General features: G+C 62.4%; 16 protein-coding genes. 8 read left to right on the top strand and 8 right to left on the bottom strand.

Annotated features, from left to right (window positions below; all coding sequences use genetic code 11):
• Positions 1–1,582: DUF7927 domain-containing protein (locus tag ACYP01_RS13000; RefSeq protein ID WP_459680416.1), on the top strand; the 1,582-nt coding region annotated here is incomplete at its 5' end.
• A gap of 78 nt (positions 1,583–1,660) precedes the next feature.
• Here the strand turns inward: ACYP01_RS13000 and ACYP01_RS12995 are convergent.
• Entirely contained in the window at positions 1,661–3,742 is a 2,082-nt protein-coding gene (locus tag ACYP01_RS12995; RefSeq protein WP_042450656.1) for a PhoX family protein, read from the bottom strand.
• Between the two features lie 234 nt (positions 3,743–3,976).
• Between ACYP01_RS12995 and ACYP01_RS12990 the strand changes: the two genes are divergently transcribed.
• From ACYP01_RS12990 to ACYP01_RS12960, 7 genes are all read left to right on the top strand, one after another.
• Entirely contained in the window at positions 3,977–4,213 is a 237-nt protein-coding gene (locus tag ACYP01_RS12990; protein ID WP_228401538.1) for a hypothetical protein, read from the top strand.
• Positions 4,210–5,148 carry an ABC transporter ATP-binding protein gene (locus ACYP01_RS12985; protein ID WP_003945975.1) on the top strand — a complete coding sequence of 313 codons (939 nt, stop codon included), beginning with the start codon at positions 4,210–4,212 and terminating at the stop codon, positions 5,146–5,148. The genes ACYP01_RS12990 and ACYP01_RS12985 overlap by 4 nt, the downstream gene beginning before the upstream one ends.
• The gene (locus ACYP01_RS12980; protein ID WP_003946064.1) at positions 5,145–5,936 is read left to right on the top strand and encodes an ABC transporter permease; all 792 of its coding nucleotides are present in this window, start codon (positions 5,145–5,147) and stop codon (positions 5,934–5,936) included. The genes ACYP01_RS12985 and ACYP01_RS12980 overlap by 4 nt, the downstream gene beginning before the upstream one ends.
• A gap of 21 nt (positions 5,937–5,957) precedes the next feature.
• On the top strand, positions 5,958–7,100 hold the full coding sequence (locus ACYP01_RS12975; RefSeq protein WP_459680412.1) for a sensor histidine kinase: 1,143 nt from the start codon (positions 5,958–5,960) through the stop codon (positions 7,098–7,100).
• Positions 7,097–7,711, top strand: a complete 615-nt coding sequence (locus tag ACYP01_RS12970; protein ID WP_003946002.1) for a response regulator transcription factor — start codon at positions 7,097–7,099, stop codon at positions 7,709–7,711. Before ACYP01_RS12975 ends, ACYP01_RS12970 begins: the two co-directional genes overlap by 4 nt.
• Positions 7,712–7,863: 152 nt before the next feature.
• Positions 7,864–8,271, top strand: coding sequence for a YciI family protein (locus tag ACYP01_RS12965; protein ID WP_003945999.1), 408 nt, complete (start codon positions 7,864–7,866; stop codon positions 8,269–8,271).
• 8 nt (positions 8,272–8,279) lie between these two features.
• On the top strand, positions 8,280–9,461 hold the full coding sequence (locus tag ACYP01_RS12960) for an RNA polymerase sigma factor (protein ID WP_459680409.1): 1,182 nt from the start codon (positions 8,280–8,282) through the stop codon (positions 9,459–9,461).
• On the opposite strand, the gene ACYP01_RS12955 is transcribed toward ACYP01_RS12960, so the two are convergent.
• From ACYP01_RS12955 to ACYP01_RS12925, 7 genes are all read right to left on the bottom strand, one after another.
• The gene (locus tag ACYP01_RS12955; RefSeq protein ID WP_003946070.1) at positions 9,447–10,193 is read right to left on the bottom strand and encodes an amino acid ABC transporter ATP-binding protein; all 747 of its coding nucleotides are present in this window, start codon (positions 10,191–10,193) and stop codon (positions 9,447–9,449) included. The genes ACYP01_RS12960 and ACYP01_RS12955 overlap by 15 nt on opposite strands.
• Before the next feature lie 4 nt (positions 10,194–10,197).
• Positions 10,198–12,015, bottom strand: a complete 1,818-nt coding sequence (locus tag ACYP01_RS12950; protein WP_459680406.1) for an ABC transporter substrate-binding protein/permease — start codon at positions 12,013–12,015, stop codon at positions 10,198–10,200.
• Positions 12,016–12,166: 151 nt separating this feature from the next.
• Positions 12,167–13,366 carry a zinc metallochaperone GTPase ZigA gene (zigA, locus tag ACYP01_RS12945; protein ID WP_459680404.1) on the bottom strand — a complete coding sequence of 400 codons (1,200 nt, stop codon included), beginning with the start codon at positions 13,364–13,366 and terminating at the stop codon, positions 12,167–12,169.
• A gap of 98 nt (positions 13,367–13,464) precedes the next feature.
• Positions 13,465–14,103 carry a nitrile hydratase subunit beta gene (gene nthB, locus ACYP01_RS12940; protein ID WP_007735254.1) on the bottom strand — a complete coding sequence of 213 codons (639 nt, stop codon included), beginning with the start codon at positions 14,101–14,103 and terminating at the stop codon, positions 13,465–13,467.
• Positions 14,104–14,129: 26 nt separating this feature from the next.
• Positions 14,130–14,753, bottom strand: coding sequence for a nitrile hydratase subunit alpha (nthA, locus tag ACYP01_RS12935; protein ID WP_459680400.1), 624 nt, complete (start codon positions 14,751–14,753; stop codon positions 14,130–14,132).
• Positions 14,754–14,826: 73 nt separating this feature from the next.
• Positions 14,827–16,392: an amidase gene (locus ACYP01_RS12930; RefSeq protein ID WP_030537651.1), complete on the bottom strand. Its 1,566-nt coding sequence runs from the start codon at positions 16,390–16,392 to the stop codon at positions 14,827–14,829.
• Positions 16,393–16,506: 114 nt separating this feature from the next.
• Positions 16,507–17,913 carry a substrate-binding protein gene (locus tag ACYP01_RS12925; RefSeq protein WP_459680397.1) on the bottom strand — a complete coding sequence of 469 codons (1,407 nt, stop codon included), beginning with the start codon at positions 17,911–17,913 and terminating at the stop codon, positions 16,507–16,509.
• Positions 17,914–17,931 lie beyond the last annotated feature (18 nt).

Genomic DNA, 17,931 nt, shown 5'->3' with positions numbered 1-17,931 from the left:
CGTGAACAACTTCGTTGTTCCGGGGACGACTCCTCCGGTTGATCCTCCGGAGGTGTGTGATCCGGCGACGCAACTGTGCACGACGCATCCGGTGAAGGTTCCGGGGTTCACGGTCGCGAAGGCTGCGGATCCGGTGTCGGGTACCAATGTTGCTGCGGGTCAGACGATCACGTATACGGTGACCGGTTCCAACACGGGTAACACGACTCTTGATCCGGTGGTGTTGACCGATGATCTGTCGAAGGTTCTCGACAACGCGACGTTGGTGGACGGTTCGCTCAAGGCAACTGTCGACAGTGTCGACGGTGCTGCTCCGACCCTGTCGGGCACCACGCTCTCGTGGACTGGTGCGTTGGAAGCCGGTAAGTCGGTTGTTCTGACCTATCAGGTGAAGATCAACGACGGTGTTGCCGGCGGGGTTCTGATCAACAACAAGGTCACCGGTACTGCGAAGCCGCCGACGGGTCCGGAGATCACTCCTCCGCCGGTGACGACCGAGCATCCGGTGGATGGCACACCCGCGATCGAGGTACTGAAGTCCTCTGTTCCGTCCACCACGAACCGTGTGGTTGGCGGCCAGGAGATCACGTACACGCTCACGTTCAAGAATGTGGGCACCGCGGATGGTGAGATCAGTTTCTACGACGATCTCACCGACGTTCTCGACGATGCAGTAATGACGAAGGATCCGGCTACCACTTCCACGCTGGTTGTTTCGGGTGTCGTCGACAACGTCTTCACGGTCACCGGCAAGCTGGCCAAGGGTGAGAGCGCGACCGTGACGTACACCGTCAAGGTCAATCCTGAGATCGGAACGTTGTCAGGTCCCGGATTCACTCCGGGTGTCCTGAACAACTACCTGGTGGTTGGTGGCGAGAACCCGCCAGTGGACTGTGTCCCGGGCGACGCTCTCTGCACCGAACACCCGATAGACCCGCCGGAGACCACCACTACGGTGCCGCCGACGACCACCACGACGCCGCCGGTCACGACGGAGCCCTGTGTTCCTCCGACGACGACCACGCGGATGGTTCCGACGACAACGGTTGCGACGACGACGGCTAGCGCGATCACTGCCGGTGACGCTGATGTGACCGGTACGGAGGAATCCACCACCACGGAGGAGACCACCACAGAGGAGACCACGACAGAAGAAGTTGTCGCGGAGGAGATTGTGGATCCGTGTGGCGTGACGACAACGACGCCGCCGACGACAACGCCGCCGGTCACGACAGTTCCGCCGACCACGACGGTTCCGAACACGACGGTGCCGGTTACACCGACGATCATCATTCCCCCGATCGTCGTTGTGCCTCCGATCGTCGTACCGCCGACGGTTCCGGGTCAGCCGGTTCCGAGCACGGTTCCGGGACAGCCGAAGCCGCCGACAGCAAACCCGGGTCAGCCGGGTCAGCCGAAGCCGTCTGCTCCTCAGGGCGGGACGATCAACTCGGGTGGTGGCGCTGGTGAGAGTGGCGTGAACACCGGGTTGCTCGCAGCAGGTGGATTGGTTCTGCTGCTGGCGCTGGGAACGGGTGTTGTTCTCCTGACGCGTAAGCGTCGCGAGGACGGTGACAACTGATTCTCTTGAGAATCTGAGGTAAACGACGTGGGGCAGATCGCAGAGTATGCGATCTGCCCCACGTCGTTTACATGTGTGTTACGAGCCGAGCCGAGATCCGTCCTTCTTCCAGGCTGCAACTACCGACGGGCGAGGCTGGGAAGAACCACCGTCTGGCCAATGGGATGCGGGGCTTTCGATGCTGGCGTCGTCGGTCTCGCCGGGGTGCTGGACGCAGACGATGACGCGCTTCTCGTCCACGATGGGGCCGCAGGTTTCGGCGCCGACGGGAACGGTGAGGAACTGCTTTGTCTCACCGCGGTTTTCGCCTTCGAGGACAACGCTGAACAGCCCGTCGTTGGACTTGAGTGCGTTGCCGTCGGTGGAGATCCACAGATTGCCGTGCGGGTCGAAGGCAAGGTTGTCCGGGCATGAGATGGGGCTGACCTTGCTCTTGTCGAACCCGCCGAAGTAAGTATCGGCTGTGGCCGGATCTCCGCAGACGAGAAGAAGATTCCAGCCGAAGGTGGTGCCGGCGTGGTCGTCGGTGATTTCGAGGACCTGGCCGTTCTTGTTGTTGTTCCTCGGGTTCGCCTCGTCGGCCGCGGCGCCACCGTCGACTCCGCGCTTGGTGTTGTTGGTCAGTGCGACGTAAACCTTGCCGCTCTTCGGGTTTGCCTCGAAGTCCTCGGGGCGATCCATCTTCGTTGCCCCGACCTTGTCACCGGCCTGGCGGGTGAAGACGGCGACCTCTTCGGCGCTCATACCGTCTACCAGCGATTCGCCCTTGCCGTCTTCGCCGGTGCGCAGGATGGCTACCCACTCGCCGGTTCCGTCGAACTTGCCGTCCGACGGAAGTTTGCCGCTGCCGTCGATCTCGCCGGCGGAGTTTCCGCTGAGCTTTGCGACGTACAGTGTTCCGGCGTCGAGCAGAGTCATGTTGTGGCGCATGGCTGCTTGACTCTTGCCGTCCTGCATCTTTCGGCTGGAGACGAACTTGTACATGTAGTCGAAGCGCTCGTCGTCGCCGCTGTAGGCGACGACGGTGCCGTCCGCCGTGATGTAAATGGTGGCGGCTTCGTGCTTGAAACGTCCGAGCGCTGTGTGCTTGATCGGAGTCGACGACGGATCCCAGGGATCGATCTCGACGACGTATCCGAATCGGTTGACCTCGTTGGGTTCTGCGACCAGATCGAACCGCTTGTCGAATCGTTCCCACTTGCGCTCGGAAGCGGCACCGGCAAGACCGTAGCGCTTCAGTCGCGCTGCGACCGTGGGATCGGTGACACCCTCGGCGTTCGCGAAGTACTGGTTGAAGTTCTCTTCGCCGGAAAGCACTGTGCCCCAAGGTGTGACGCCGCCGGCGCAATTGTTGAGGGTGCCGAGCACTTTGGTTCCCGTGGGATCGGCACTCGTCTTGAGGAAGTCGCTGCCTGCAGCGGGGCCGGTCACGACAAATTCCGTGGTTCCGGTGATGCGGCGGTTGTTCGATCCGATCTCCGGTACGAGCTTGCCGTTGTCGGATTCGCCCTTGACCTGGACGACCGACAGTCCGTGGCTGGCGAGGCCGATCTTGAACTGCTCCTCGGTCGGGTTCTCCGCATCGTAGCCGCGGAACATCGCCGGCTCGGTGGAGTATTCGTGATTGACCACGAGTAGGTAGGTGTTGGGCTGCCCGTCGACCGGGAGCAATCCGGCGAAGTCGTTGTTGAATCCGAACTGCAGTTCCTGCGCTGCCGCAGTCTGCTTGTCGAAGTCGAAAGCCGGGGCGCCGGCGAGAACGGCGTCACCCCAGCGAATCACGACGGCTTGATCGTATCCGTCAGGGACGGTGACCTTGTCTTCCTTGTTGGGCGCGACGGCGCCGAAGTTCGTCCCCGCCGGTGTCGATCCGCTGCTGCTGCCGCTCGTCGATCCGGTTCCCGGTTCGGCACTTGCGGATTCGTCCGAACAGGCGACGAGGGCGCTGCCCGCTCCCACCGCGAGCACTGCCATGCCGCTGCCCCGGAGCAAGCCGCGACGACTCAGCGCTGTGCGTGCGATGTCGCGGAAGTACTCGCCGCCCGAGGTGTTGGGGACCTCGTGAGAGCACGCGTTTCCGCACTTGTACTGGCAGGTGATCGACGCGCGTGCAGACACGCCGTCGTGTTTGACGAACAAGGCCAAAGGCTTGATAGCCACCGTGAACTCCCGAGATTCGATGTACGGACTTCGGGAACCGTAGAAGCTCGAAGCAAGGGTAAAGGAACGTAAAAATGAACGGCAAAACAACGAGGTGACCCTTACCCGCGGTTTACGACGCGTCCCCGCGGGGACGTCGCATGACATTTGTCATCGCTGATCCGTGACGGTGTCACCGCAGGTGATGACGCTGTGCACTGTTTTCGGCTCTGACTTCCCGCGAAGCTTGGATGCATGAGAGAACCACATGAGGGAAGCCTCCTGACGGACCTGATGGACATCGGACCCGCACCCACGATGGGCCGCGAACTTGTTGTGATCGTCGTGAATATCGCGATCATCGGAGTGCTGTTCGCGATCATCGGCTCCAATCCCGTGTTCTGGATTCTTGTTGCCGCTCTCGCTGTCTATGCGGGTATCCGATTCGTGATCGGACTGCGCGGCTGGAACCGAGCGGAGGCGCAGCGATGAAGGGCGATCCCGTGATCGACGTAGTCGGAATGTCGCGGCGTTACGGCTCCGGTAAGGAGGCGTTCGATGCTGTTCGCAATCTGGATCTGAGTGTTCAGGAAGGCGAGCTGTTCGGCCTCCTCGGAACCAATGGTGCCGGCAAGACATCCACCCTCGAAGTGATTCAGGGCCTTTCGCGAGCCAGTGCCGGAACGGTGCGCGTTCTGGGCATGGATCCGGTGCGCAACCGCAAGCAGATTCGCCCGTCGCTTGGCATCATGCTCCAGAAGGGTGGCTTGCCCCAAGACCTGACTGCTCGTGAGAGTTTGGCGATGTGGGCCGGAACCTGCTCGAATCCGCTGCCCGTGGACGAGGTGCTCGAGCGCGTGGACATGCGTGACCGTGGTGATACCCGCGTGAAGTTCCTCTCGGGAGGTGAGGCCCGGCGACTGGATCTGGCGTGCGCGATCATCGGCCGGCCACTCGTACTGTTCCTCGACGAACCGACTACTGGATTGGACCCCGAAAGTCGGCGTAACACTTGGCAATTGATTGCTGACTTGAAAGCGTCGGGCGTCACCATCATGTTGACGACGCACTACCTCGACGAAGCCGAGTCCTTGTGTGACCAATTGGCGATCATGCACCGTGGATCGGTGGTGCGCAGCGGAACCGTGGCGGACGTCGTCGCGGATCATCCCGCTCAGATCAAACTGCACCGTCCCGGTCTTCCGCTCCCGGCCCTGGCCGGCGCCGAGGTACGCGTCGAAAACGATCTGGTGGTGATCACCACTCGCACAGTGCAGGAGACGCTGACGGAACTGCTGCTGTGGGCACAGCACAACAACATCCTGCTGACCGGCCTGGATGCCCGCGCGGCATCCCTGGAGACCGTATTCCTCTCCATTGCAGACCAATTCGATCATCACGCAACTCTCGAAGGAGCGTCGGCATGAACCGCATAGCAACCCTGTCTCGTTCGGAGTTCACGCTCCTGGGACGAAATCGACTGTTGCTCTTCAATGCAATCGTCCTCCCGCTGATCTTTCCCGTGGGAATGCTGTACCTGTCGCGAGACGGCGGGCTGTCGGACAAGTCGGTGTCGGCAGGCCTCGAGGTATTTGCACTGTTCCTGCTCGTGTTCGTGGTCTTCTACAACCTCCTGTCGGTGTACGCGACGCGTCGTGACGAGTTGGTTCTCAAGCGACTACGGACAGGGGAATGCAGCGACGCCGAGATCCTCGCGGGCCCGGCAGTGCCGTCGTGGGTTCTCACCGGCCTGTTGACGGTGGTGATCGGAATCGCCGTGATGGTTCTGGGCGGTAGTGCTCCGGTCAATCCGGTCCTGGTGCTGGTCGCGGTGATCGGCGGCGCCGCGCTCTTCACGGCGCTGGCGTTGATCACTTCGGCTGTCACGCGAAATGCAGAGGCGGCGCAGATCACCTGCATGCCGATTCTGATTCTGGCGACGGCAGGTATGTCCTCGATCAGGAATGTCGTGCCGGACAACGTTGCTCGCATTCTCGATTTCACTCCGCTGGCCGCAGTAGTGGACCTTCTCAATCTCGGATGGCTGGGGCGGACCACTGGCGAACTGGCTGATCTGGGCGATGCGCCCGGTGCGGCAGCGGGATTTGTCGACACCTTCGGTTCGGCTGCGCAACCGCTGTTGGTCATGCTGGCGTGGATCGTCGGTTCGGTTCTGATCGCGAACGTCCACTTCCGCTGGGAACCGCGTTCGTAGAACTCTGAGAAGGTAGTGGGCATGATCGCGCAGAACTTCGGACGCTGGAATCCGAGACGGACGTGGCGAACCGCGTCGAACGTCGACAAGGTTCGCCTCTACACGCGGCAATCGTTCATCATGGTCGCAGTGGTTTTCGGTGGCTTCGGTGCGGTCACCGAGATAGTTGCGGATCGGTACCTGTCGGGTGTCTTCCTCGGAATCAGTGCCGTTGCGTGCGTCATCGCCGTGTCTCGGATGCCTGATCTGGGCGGAGTCGTGGCCAAGCCCGTCCAGATTCCTCTTGCCGTGATGACGTTGTCGGCGTTCTGCTCGGCGGGAATTGCCTTGGGAAGCAATGGCGAGAACGGCCCGTACTTCTGGCTTGCGGCAATCCTTGTCGTGCCCCTTGCGGGGTTGACGTCGTTGCGCTGGCTGATCGTGGGCTCGGTGGCCGCCGGGGTTGTACTGGGACTGCTTGCGGGTCCGGAAAGCGGCGTGTCTGTCGGAATCGTCGCCGCCTTCATGGGGCTGACCGTCTACATGTCGGTGTGGCTGCTGCGGATGGTCACCGAATTGGACGAGGCACGCGGAGCCGCTGCCGCTCTGTCCGTCGCCGAGGAACGGTTGCGATTTTCACGCGACCTCCATGACGTCGTCGGGCGGGCACTGTCTGCAATTGCGGTGAAAAGTGAACTTGCAGCTACTCTTTCACGACGCGGCGACGATCGTGCCGCCGCGCAGATGGACGAAGTACGCGAACTTGCGCAAGATTCACTCGACGAAGCGCGCGAGTTGGTTCGGGGATACCGGTCCATCGCCTTGGCGTCCGAGCTGGCCGGTGCGCAGTCTCTGCTCGAGGCCGCCGGAATCTCCACCGCGATACGTGGATCGGCAGATCAGCTGCCGGTGGAACTGGCCGAAGCTGCCGCCTGGGTCGTCCGTGAAGGCGTCACCAACATTCTCCGGCACTCCAGTGCCGAGAATTGCAGCATCGAAGTGTTCGCGGACGGCGTCGTGATCGCCAACGACGGCGCACGGGTCGCAGAGCCGAACAACGGAACCGGCCTGAACGGATTGCGCGAGCGCGTCGGCGCCGTCGGAGGAATTGTCGAAACCGTGCAGGACGAAGATCGCTTCACCCTCACCGCCCACTTTCCGTCCCGAACGAAGGAGTCTCGGTGACCGAGCCGATCAAGGTACTGCTGGCCGACGACGAGAACCTGATCCGCTCGGCTCTGGCCATGATGTTGTCGCTCGAGGACGACATCGTTGTCGTCGCGGAAGCCGAATCCGGCGAGGATGCCGTGGTCGCTGCTGCAAAACATCAACCTGACGTAGCCGTGCTCGACCTTCAAATGGCAGGTATCGACGGCATCGAGACGGCGCAACAGATTGCGCAGACGGTCTCGGGGTGCGTCTCGATCATCGTGACGAGCCACGGGCGTCCCGGGTATCTGAAGAAGGCACTGTCAGCAGGCGTCCGAGGATTTCTGCCGAAGACGACGCCTGCGGCGACGCTCGCCGAGGTGGTCCGCAGCGTCCACGCGGGCGGGCGGTACGTCGATCCGTCGTTGGCTGCCGAGGCAATCGGCGCCGGCGACTCACCGCTTACTCCGCGCGAAGCGGACGTACTCGAATACGCGGCCGACGGGGCATCCATCGAGCAGATCGCTTCCCGGGCACACCTGTCTGCGGGTACCACCCGAAACTATCTGTCGTCAGCTGTCACCAAACTCGGTGCAGCCAATCGGCACGAAGCCGCAGTGATCGCCCGCCGGCAGGGGTGGATTTAGGGCCTTCGGCCCCGTGCGCCTTTCTGGTTGCGGGCACTACCAAAAAGGCGCACAGGGCCGAACGCCCCGCGATGTCGAGAATCCCCGACTTGCTTCGTCCCTGTAGTGAAGTGTGACCAGAATGGGTGGCACCGACACAGAGGAGATTCACGATGGCCAAGTACTTGCTGCTCAAGCACTACCGCGGCGCTCCGGCTGCAGTCAACGACGTGCCGATGGACCAGTGGACGCCGGACGAGATCACTGCCCACGTGAAGTACATGCAGGACTTCGCGGATCGGCTCGAGAAGGCGGGCGAGTTCGTCGACGGTCAGGCTCTCGCTCCTGAGGGCACTTTTGTCCGGTACGACGGTGAGGGTCGCCCGCCGGTCACCGACGGTCCGTTCGCGGAAACCAAGGACCTCATTGCCGGCTGGATGGTGATCGACGTCGACAACTACGACCGTGCCGTCCAATTGGCCGGCGAGCTTTCGGCCGCGCCCGGCGCAGGCGGGAAGCCGATTCACGAATGGCTCGAACTGCGCCCGTTCCTGACCGAGCCGCCGACCATCACGGACTGAAACCTGTCATGGACGACGCCCTGCTTCGGAGTCTGACTCCGAGCGTGCTCGGCATCCTCGTCCGCCGCGGAGCAGATTTCGCGTCGGCCGAGGACGCCGTGCAGGACGCTCTGCTCGAGGCGGTCAGGGTCTGGCCGGACAACCCGCCGCGGGACCCGAAGGGCTGGCTGGTCACGGTGGCCTGGCGGCGGTTCCTCGACGGGATCCGGTCGGATGCGGCTCGCCGTAAGCGGGAGTTTCTGGCTGACGAGCAGCCAGGCGAGCGGCCGGTCAGCGGGTGGGTGCCGGGCGTGGACGACACACTCCAGCTCTACTTTCTGTGCGCGCACCCGTCGTTGACGCCGTCGTCCGCCGTCGCACTCACGCTGCGCGCTGTCGGCGGGCTGACCACCCGCCAGATTGCGCAGGCCTACCTGGTGCCCGAGGCGACTATGGCTCAGCGCATCAGCCGAGCCAAGCGCACGGTCTCCGGCGTCCGGTTCGAGCAACCCGGCGATGTCGCCACCGTCCTGCGTGTCCTCTATCTGGTCTTCAACGAGGGGTACTCCGGCGACGTCGACCTGGCTGCCGAGGCCATCCGGCTCACCCGGCAGTTGGCGGCCGCGATCGATCACCCCGAAGTCGCAGGGTTGCTCGCACTGATGCTGCTCCATCACGCTCGTCGAGCCGCGCGAACTGCCGCGGACGGCAGTCTGGTTCCGCTAGCCGAGCAGGATCGCAGCCGGTGGGACACCGATTCGATTGCCGAAGGAGTCGCAATCCTCCAGTCAGCTCTCGCCCGCGACCGGCTCGGTGAGTTCCAGGCCCAGGCCGCCATTGCCGCACTCCATGCCGACGCTTTCACAGCAGACGAGACCGACTGGGTGCAGATCGTGGAGTGGTACGACGAACTCGCAGCCTTGACCGACAGCCCGATTGTCCGGCTCAACCGAGCGGTGGCCGTCGGCGAGGCAGACGGACCACGCGCCGGATTGGCAGCTCTTGCAGCGCTGGACGATTCACTTCCACGCCATGCCGCAGTCGAGGCCTATCTGCGTGAACGCGACGGAGACCTGGAGTCGGCGGCGAGGTTGTATGCCGATGCAGCGCACAAGGCATCCAACCTCGCCGAACGCGACCATCTGATGCTTCAGGCGTCGAGGATCAACGCCCGTCGATCTCTGAAGCGTCCTGGGTCAGAGAACCTGTGACAGGAACGCCTGCAGTCGATCGGTCTCGGGATCGTCGAAAAGCTGTTCAGGAGTACCGGTTTCGACAACTGCGCCGCGGTCCATGAAGAGCACCTTGTCGGAAACGGAACGCGCGAAGCCCATTTCGTGCGTCACGACGACCATGGTCATGCCGGACTTCGCGAGATCGGCCATCAATGCCAGAACACCCTTGACCAGTTCGGGGTCGAGAGCTGACGTCGCCTCGTCGAAGAACATGACCTCGGGCTTCATCGCCAGGGCGCGGGCAATGGCGACGCGCTGCTGCTGACCGCCGGAAAGGTTGCCGGGCCGCGAGTCGGCCTTCTCCCTGAGCCCCACCAGATCCAGCTGCTCGAGCGCGAGCGCCCGAGCTTGCTCCTTCGACAAACCCTTGAGCTTGTTCGGCCCGAGTGCGATGTTCTCGGCGACGGTCTTGTGTGGGAACAGGTTGAAGTGCTGGAACACCATGCCGATTCGCTGGCGTAGCTCGTCGGGGTTGTCCTTCAGGACGGACTTCCCGTCGAGCAGCACGTCACCCTGCTCGGGCTCGTGCAGACGGTTCAGCACGCGCAGGAGCGTCGACTTGCCCGAACCGGAGGGCCCGATGACGGTGACGGTGTTTCCGGCGTCGACGTGCAGGTTGACGCCGCGAAGCACCTTGTTGGTACCGAAGGACAGATGCAGGTCCTTGCCGGTGAGCGATACGGACTTCAGTTCAGAGCTGGTGGTCATGTCCTCAGCCCCTTTCCACGACGATGGCCTGCTCGAGCGGATCCAACGTGCCTGAAGTGTCGGCGCGTCCGGTCCGGAGTCGGTTGTCGATGTAGTTGACGAGGTGCGTCAGCGGGATGGTCAGAGCAAGGTAGAACAAGCCTGCCGCAACGAGCGGGGACAGGCTGCCGGTCTGGGCGTTGAGATCACGTCCGACGGCAAAGAGTTCCCGCTGGGTGACGAGCAGACCGAGGAAGTAGATCAGCGACGAGTCCTTGATCAGCGAGATGAACTGGTTCATCAACGCCGGCAGAACGCGTCGTACACCCTGCGGGATGACGACCAGCGACATGGACTTTCGGTAGCTGAAACCGAGGGCACGTGAAGCCTCGAGCTGCCCGGACTCGACGCTCTGGATTCCGGATCTGAAGATCTCACCGATGTATGCCGACGCGAGCAGTGACAGCGCCGCGACACCGAGCCAGTACGGATTGCTACCGGTGATTCCCTTGACGATCGGTCCGACGCCGAGCCCGATGATCAAGATGATGACGACTGCGGGCAGGCCACGGAAGATGTCGGTGTAGACGCGGGCCGGCCAGCGCAGCCAACGGGTGCGCGAGATACCGGCGACAGCGAGCAGCATGCCGAGGATCGTGCCGATGATGCCGGACGCGAGCGCAAGGATCAGGGTGTTGGGAAGACCGGTCTTGAGGAGATCGGGGAATGCCTTCTTGTACAGATCCCAGTCGAAGAACGTGTCCTTGAGCTGTTCGAGCGTCGACTTCGGTTGGTACGACGCGGTATCGCCACCGTCGCCGTTTGCTGCGTTTTCCGCGGCAATGGCTGCGAAGTCGGGCAGTTCCGGAGTGGCCGCGGCCTTGGATCCGGGCTTCCAGCCTTCAGGGAGTTGGCGCGGTACCCAGTCGGCGTACAGCTGAGACCAGGTTCCGTCGTCGATGACTGCGTCGAGGCCGGAGTTGAGGGCGTCGATCAGCGGCTGGTTTTCCTTGTTCACCGCCCAGCCGACGAAGTTGTTGACCGAGAAGGTGTTCTGGATGATCGAGGTCGGATCACCGGGAGCGATTGCACCTTCGGCCTGCTGAGACGGAGCTACCCAGGCGTCGATCTGTCCGGACTTGAGGTTCGCGTACGCCGTGGCGTAGTCGGGAAACTTCACGGGATCGAGCTTGAGCGTGGTCACGACGTAGTCGTCCTGCACGGTTCCCTGCACGACGCCGATGCGCTTGGAGGCATCCAGGTCTCCGAAGCCGGTGATCGGGCTGCCGTTAGGCACGACGAGGGAGAAGTATCCGAAGTCGTAACCGTTGGTGAAGCCGACGGTGTTGCGACGGTCGTCCGTGGTGGTGATGGACGACGAGCCGACGTCGAAGCGTCGACCGGCAACCTGGGCGAGAAGCCCGGCGAACTCGGTGCCGACGAACTCGACCTTCAGGCCCAGCTTGTCCGCGACGGCCTTCAGCAGCTCGTTGTCGTATCCGGTGTACTGATTCTCGGAGTTGACGCAGATGCTCGGGGGCGCGTCACCGAGCGTGCCGACCGTGATGACCCCGGGTTTGATCAGATTCAGCTTCGAGGTGTCGATCTGATCGACCGGGGTGACGGTGGCCGTGGTGTAGCGGTCTTCGGCGCCCGCACCCGCTGCCGCGTCCAGATTGGTGGGCGCCGCGGTTGCAGCTCCCACTCCTGGAGGTGCACACAGGTCTGTGGGGGCTGCCGACGAATCCGAGCCACTCGAGCACGATGACAGAGTCAGCGCCAGGAGGGCAGTGAGGAGCAGTGCCACCACCAGGCGGATCTTCGCTGCGACGGAAGAAAACATGCGTGCAGCGTAAACCTAAGGGTAGCCATTTCTCCGTGTAGAACTGTTGACAGTTTTCGGACAAGGGGCCGCTGTGCTGCGGGCATGCCTTCAAATCAGCGTGATTTTAAGTATCGCCAGGTCGGGGAATCTCGTGCCGTAGAGATCGAGATCAAACGGTCTGGTCGGTATAGCCGACGCCCAGGGGGTCGCTCCAGGTGGTCCACACGTCTGGCCCGAGTTCGATCTCGGCTGTGGTGAGTAGACACGCGTCGAGTTCTCGGTGCAGTCGAGACGGGTCGATGGCTTGGCCGATGAAGACGAGTTCTTGTCGGCAGTCTCCGACGGGTTCTTCCCACTTGTCGAGGATTCCGTTACGACGGTAATCGTCGGCCGGCCACTCGTCACGGGGTAGAAACTTCCACCAACGGCCGACGTATCCGTGGCGAATGAGATGACCGGCCTGAGAAATACTCCCGATCTCGGTGAACCGGCCGGCATTCCAGTAGTAGCCCTTGGCCCGAAGTAACTTTCCGTTGGTCCACTCGCTGCTGAGGAAATCATGCAGCCGTTGGGGGTGGAAGGGTGCGCGCTCGCGGTACACCACCGAACTGATTCCGTACTCCTCGGTTTCGGGGATGTGTTCACCTTGGAGTTCTTGTAACCATCCGGGGGCCTGTGCAGCCTTTTCGAGTGAGAACAAACCGGTGTCGAGAATCGTGTCGAGTGGGATGCGACCGAGCGTCATCGGAACTATCGCAGCGGATGCGTTCAAAGAGCGCAGGACTGCGGTCAATTCGACCAGGTGCTGGTGCGAGACGAGATCGGCCTTGCTCACCAGGATGACGTCGGCAAATTCGATCTGATCGACAAGCAGATCCGCGATGTCTCGTTCGTCTTCCGGGGCATCGGCTTCGACGCGGCCCCCAGCCGTGTAGTCGCGCAGAAAACTGTGGCCGTCGACGACGGTGACCATGGTGTCGAGTCGGGCGACGTCGGCGAGGGCGTGGCCGTCGGTATCGATGAATGTGAACGTCTCTGCGACGGGAAGCGGTTCGGAGATGCCCGAAGATTCGATGAGTAGGTAGTCGAATCGGCCATCGGCGGCCAAGGCACTGATCTCGGAGAGAAGATCCTCTCGCAGAGTGCAGCAGATGCAGCCGTTGGTCATCTCGACCAGTTTCTCCTCGGAGCGACTGAGCGAGATCTCACGCTCGACTTCTGCACTGTCGATGTTGATTTCGCTCATGTCGTTGACGATCACCGCAACCCGCCGACCCTCCCGATTTCGCAGGATCTCGTTGAGTAGTGTCGTCTTCCCGGCGCCCAGGAAACCTGACAGCACCGTGACCGGAAGTCGTGTGTCGACCATGATTTCCAGTGTCCTTCCGAATGAGAGAATCGCTGTGATCAGGCTGCGGTCACGCGAAACGCTGTGATCGCGTGACCGCCGCCCGGAATGTTGGACGATCAGGCCGCAGGCTCGAGGTAACCCTCGAAAAGGTCGACTACGACGCTGCCGCCGTCGGTGTCGCTACCGAACAATTCCTCGGCGGCGAACTTCACGTGGTACGTCGGTTCTTCGCCGGCGTCGTTGCGCCCGTGGCCGATTGCGTCGGGAAACGGCCACTTCTCGGTAGTCCGATGAGAGATGGTCCCCACTCGTCCGCGGCAGTACGCAGGCATTCGAATATGCCCCGGAACGTACTCGTCGCGCACGCGTACTCGCTGACCGATTTCGAAGGTGGTCGTCTCGACGGGTGCCGGCCGCCCTTCGGATTCGCTGGGCCGCGACAGTGGGAACGGTCCCCCTGCAAGGCTTTCGAGTTCTTCCTGCGTCAGGATTCCCTTTTCGACCATCAGTGTCGCGACGCCGATGACGTACCTCTCGTAGTACGGGGTCATCATGTAGTGGCGTGGTTCCATCCGCTCGACGACGTATCGAACTTCGTCGACGCTGAATGCCCCGAGTTCGGCGACACCGGCGAACATCAGGCTGTACGGCAGGTGTTCCCACTCGGCGTGGAAGGTGGGGCCGATGTCGGCGTTGACGGTATGCGGGACTTTGCCGAAGCCTTGAACTCCGGCAAGATCGTGTACTCCATCCATGGTGTGCTTCTTTCTTGTCGGGGTGGTCAGACGGTGGGGACCTGCGGGACTGCGACGCCGATCAGGCAGTCCTTGGTGACGATTTCCTGCAGTTGTTCCTGGCTCCAGCCTTCGGTGCCTGCGGGACGTTGCGGTAGGACCATGTACCGAGTTTCGGCGGTGGTGTCGTAGACGCGGATCTCGACGTCCGACGCGATCTCGGTTCCCATCTCGGAGAGAACCTTCCGTGGCTCGCGGACCACGCGTGCACGGTATTCGAAACTCTTGTACCAGGTCGGCGGCAGACCGAGGATGGGCCACGCGGTGCATGAACACAGCGAGCACACGATCACGTTCTTGAGGGTCGGGGTGTCTTCGACTGCCACGATGTATTCGCCCTGGGGGCCCAGATATCCGTACTGGGCAACCGAGGCGGTACCGTCGGTGAGAAGCAGTTGCCGGAAATCGGGGTCGGTCCAAGCCCGCGCGACCAATTCCGCTCCGCGCCTTGGACTGAAGTCCTCCTCGAAGGTCTTCTTCCATCCCTCGACGTAACCGTCGGGTACCAATCCCTTACCGTCGAGTGCGCGGAACAGGGCCCACGCGCGATCGGAGACCGGCGCCTGGGCCGGTGCGGCGTTCTCCGTCGTGTGGTCGATCGTTAATGACATCTGGTTCACCTTTTCTATGCGGGCTGATCATGTGTGAATCGGTGGAATTTGTTGTGCAAGTGCGGATACAGAACTAGGTGAGGCTGAGTTGTGGTGCAGAGTCGGAGATGTGGTCGGCAGGCGTCGGAAACGCGCCGCGAAGCTTTTCGAATGCGCGCCCGACCCGGAGGACCGTCGCATCGTCGAAGGTCTTGCCGGTGATCATCATTCCGACCGGAAGCCCGTTCACCAGGCCGGCGGGAACGGACAGGGACGGGTGTCCGGTCACGTCGAATGGTGCTGTGTTGGCGATCATCCCGAGAGCCTTCGTGATGAAGGTTGCACGATCCACGTCGTTCGCCGGCAATTCGGATGCGACGTAGGGCAGTGTGGGCATCACCAGGACGTCGAATTGTCTCAAGGCAGTGTCGTAGGCGGCGCGGGCGAGCGGTACGAGGTTCCGGGCTTTGCCGTAGCTCGCGCCGCCGAGGGTGGTGATGCCGTGGTGGCCGGTCAGAGCCACCAGTTTGACGGTTTCGGACAGAGCGTCGGCGTGCTGAAGGCGTCGAGAAGCAAAGTGTGCCATCAGTTCCGGATCGTACAAACCTTCGGCGTTCATGCCGTATCCGTTGCCGTCCAACATCTGGTAGGCACCACCGTCCGTGGCGATCACGTTCCAGATGTGGAAAGCATGTAGGTGCCACGGGATGTTTACTTCCTCTACCGTGCAACCGATTTCGGCCAGACTGTGTGCCGCCGCGCGGACTGCGTCGTCGACCTCGGGCTGTGAGACCGCGTGCCCGAAACCTTCTCGAACGATCCCGATTCGCAGACCATCCACATCGGAGTCGAGGGTGGACAGATAGTCACCTGCTTCGACGCTGTCGGCTTGGCGTGGGTCGTTACCGTCGCGACCGGCGATGACCGAGAGCATCAGTGCGGCATCGTGGACCGTGCGTGTGATCGGGCCGAGATGGTCGATTGTTCGCTCGATGGGAAATGCCCCGGTATACGGGACGAGCCCGAACGTCGGCTTGTGTCCGACGACGCCGCAGAATGCCGCCGGGATCCGGATCGATCCGCCCTGATCCCCGCCGATGGCAAAATCGACGTCACCGTTTGCGACGAGAGCCGCACTGCCACCGGATGATCCACCTGCTTCACGCTGTGGGTCCCATGGATTGCGGACCGGTCCGCTTGCCGGTGTGAAGCTCGAACCGGAGAAACACAGGTCCTCACACACAGCTTTGCCCGCGACGGTTGCACCGGCCGCCAGTAGTCGAGTGACCACAGTCGCGTCGCGAGACGGAGTGAACCCCTCTACTGTCCGAGACCCGTTCATCATCGGAACTCCGGCCACGGTCACGTTGTCCTTGATCGCCACGCGTCGGCCGGTCAGGACGCCGTCCGACGTCGGCGGGATGCTTGTGGTCACATACCAAGCGCTCAAAGGATTTTCGCTCGCTGTTGGCACCGTGTGCTCACGTGACGTGGTCGGCGGGGTTGCCTCGTCGGCGTACAACTGGTCGACGACGTCGTAGGAGCCCAGTGCTCCGTCGATCAGTGCCGGCCACTCGAGCCGGGCTGATTGGTCGAGAGTGATGCCGTAATGCCTTGCGGCGGTGTCTATTGCATTGTCGTCAGGTCGGATTGTCGCCATGAGAAGTGTGCTCCTGATGTGATCGGCTTCACTTGTCTTTCAGACTAGGGCCGGATCCATAATTGCGTCAATAGGTATCGACATATTGACTCGTTAAGTTCGGGTTACGCGCGCTCAGAGAGAGCGGGGGTACAGGCGCCCACGGCGTGATTCAGCGAGCAGAATCGGTCGATGCAGTGGAACGCCGTTGTCCGTCGAGCTTTTCGACGTCGTGACAAGCTGCCGAAGTACTGTTTCCGGATCGCCTGCCGACGTTCGTTCGACGGCGCGTGCGTAAGCGACTATCGCTTCGTACGTTGTCTCCGACAGGGAACTGAGCGGAGGCAGGAGTTCGTTCGAGCTCGCGCTGTATCGCTTTTCGAGGTCGTGATCGCCGGCTGCGTATTGAAAGTAGCCGAATGCCGCCCAGACTCCGTCGGCATCGGAATTGCCGATGAGCTGCTGAGTGGCCTCGTCGAGGACCAATGCAAACGTCCGCGTGGTGGCCCGCAGTCCGTGCTGGGCGCATTGTCGTTCGAAGAAGACCTCGTCATGGCCCACCAGGGTGGAAAGAATCAGTTCGGCCCCGGAGTCGGCTATCGACTCGATGATGCGTGAGAAGTCGGTTGTCCCCAACGGTACGTAGACCTCGCCGGCCACCGAACCTGTGGATTCGGCGATCACACGCCGGGCCGCCCAATGCGCTCCGAACGACCACGAATACTGCTGGCCGACCAGGAACCAAGTGCGAGAACCGGTCTCGGACATCATTGCGGGTATACCCGCTCGCGTCTGGTCGAGTGGGCGCTCACCCAATCGAAGGACTCCCGAACGCGATCGACCCCCCTCGTTGAGAACTGTGTGCACCAACAGCACACCGGTGTTCTGCAATGCAGATGCAGCGGCATTGAAGGTCGACGATGTCACGCACGCGAAAACGGCGCGACATCCGCTTTTCACCAATCGCAGTGCGGTCGCCGCTCCGGCCGCCGAGTCGGAAGCGTCATCGCCTGTCACCAAGTCGACGAGAACGCCGCCGACGCCGCCGTCGGCATTGATTTCTTCCACGGCCAGGGCTGCGAGTGTTTCTGTCGCCTGGGCGAATACAGCTGCCGGGCCGGATTTGCTGACCAGCAGCCCGATCCGATGTCGGTCGGAACGCGGAGGTTCGGGTGGAGCGAATCCGCGCTTGTTGGCAAGCCAGGAAATGCCGTCCTGATCGAGGCTGGACTCGAGAACGATCCGGGTCCCGGCGCCGTCGGGAAAGAACCGGATCGTCAGGCGGCCGCGCCACGGTTGGTGGTGCACGATCACGACCGATCGGCCCCGCTTCACGGCGGCGACGTATCCCAACAGCGTGATCGGCATTCCGGCTGGATCTGCGCGTGCGCCGTCGCCGACGGGAAGGGAGATGGCGGCAGCGGCCCCGACCGTCAGTTGCTCACATTCGAGTTCGAGCAGTTGCCCCGTTTCGAGGCGCTCGAAGGCTGACCCCGGTGGGTCGGTCGTCACGATCTGTGCCGTTACGGAGAGACCTGGCACGTTCTACTTCCTGCCTGA

The sequence above is a fragment of the Rhodococcus sp. no. 34 genome, assembly GCF_054589475.1.
The sequence above is the reverse complement of the archived record's forward strand: the minus strand, read 5'-3'. Positions and strand labels throughout refer to the sequence as shown.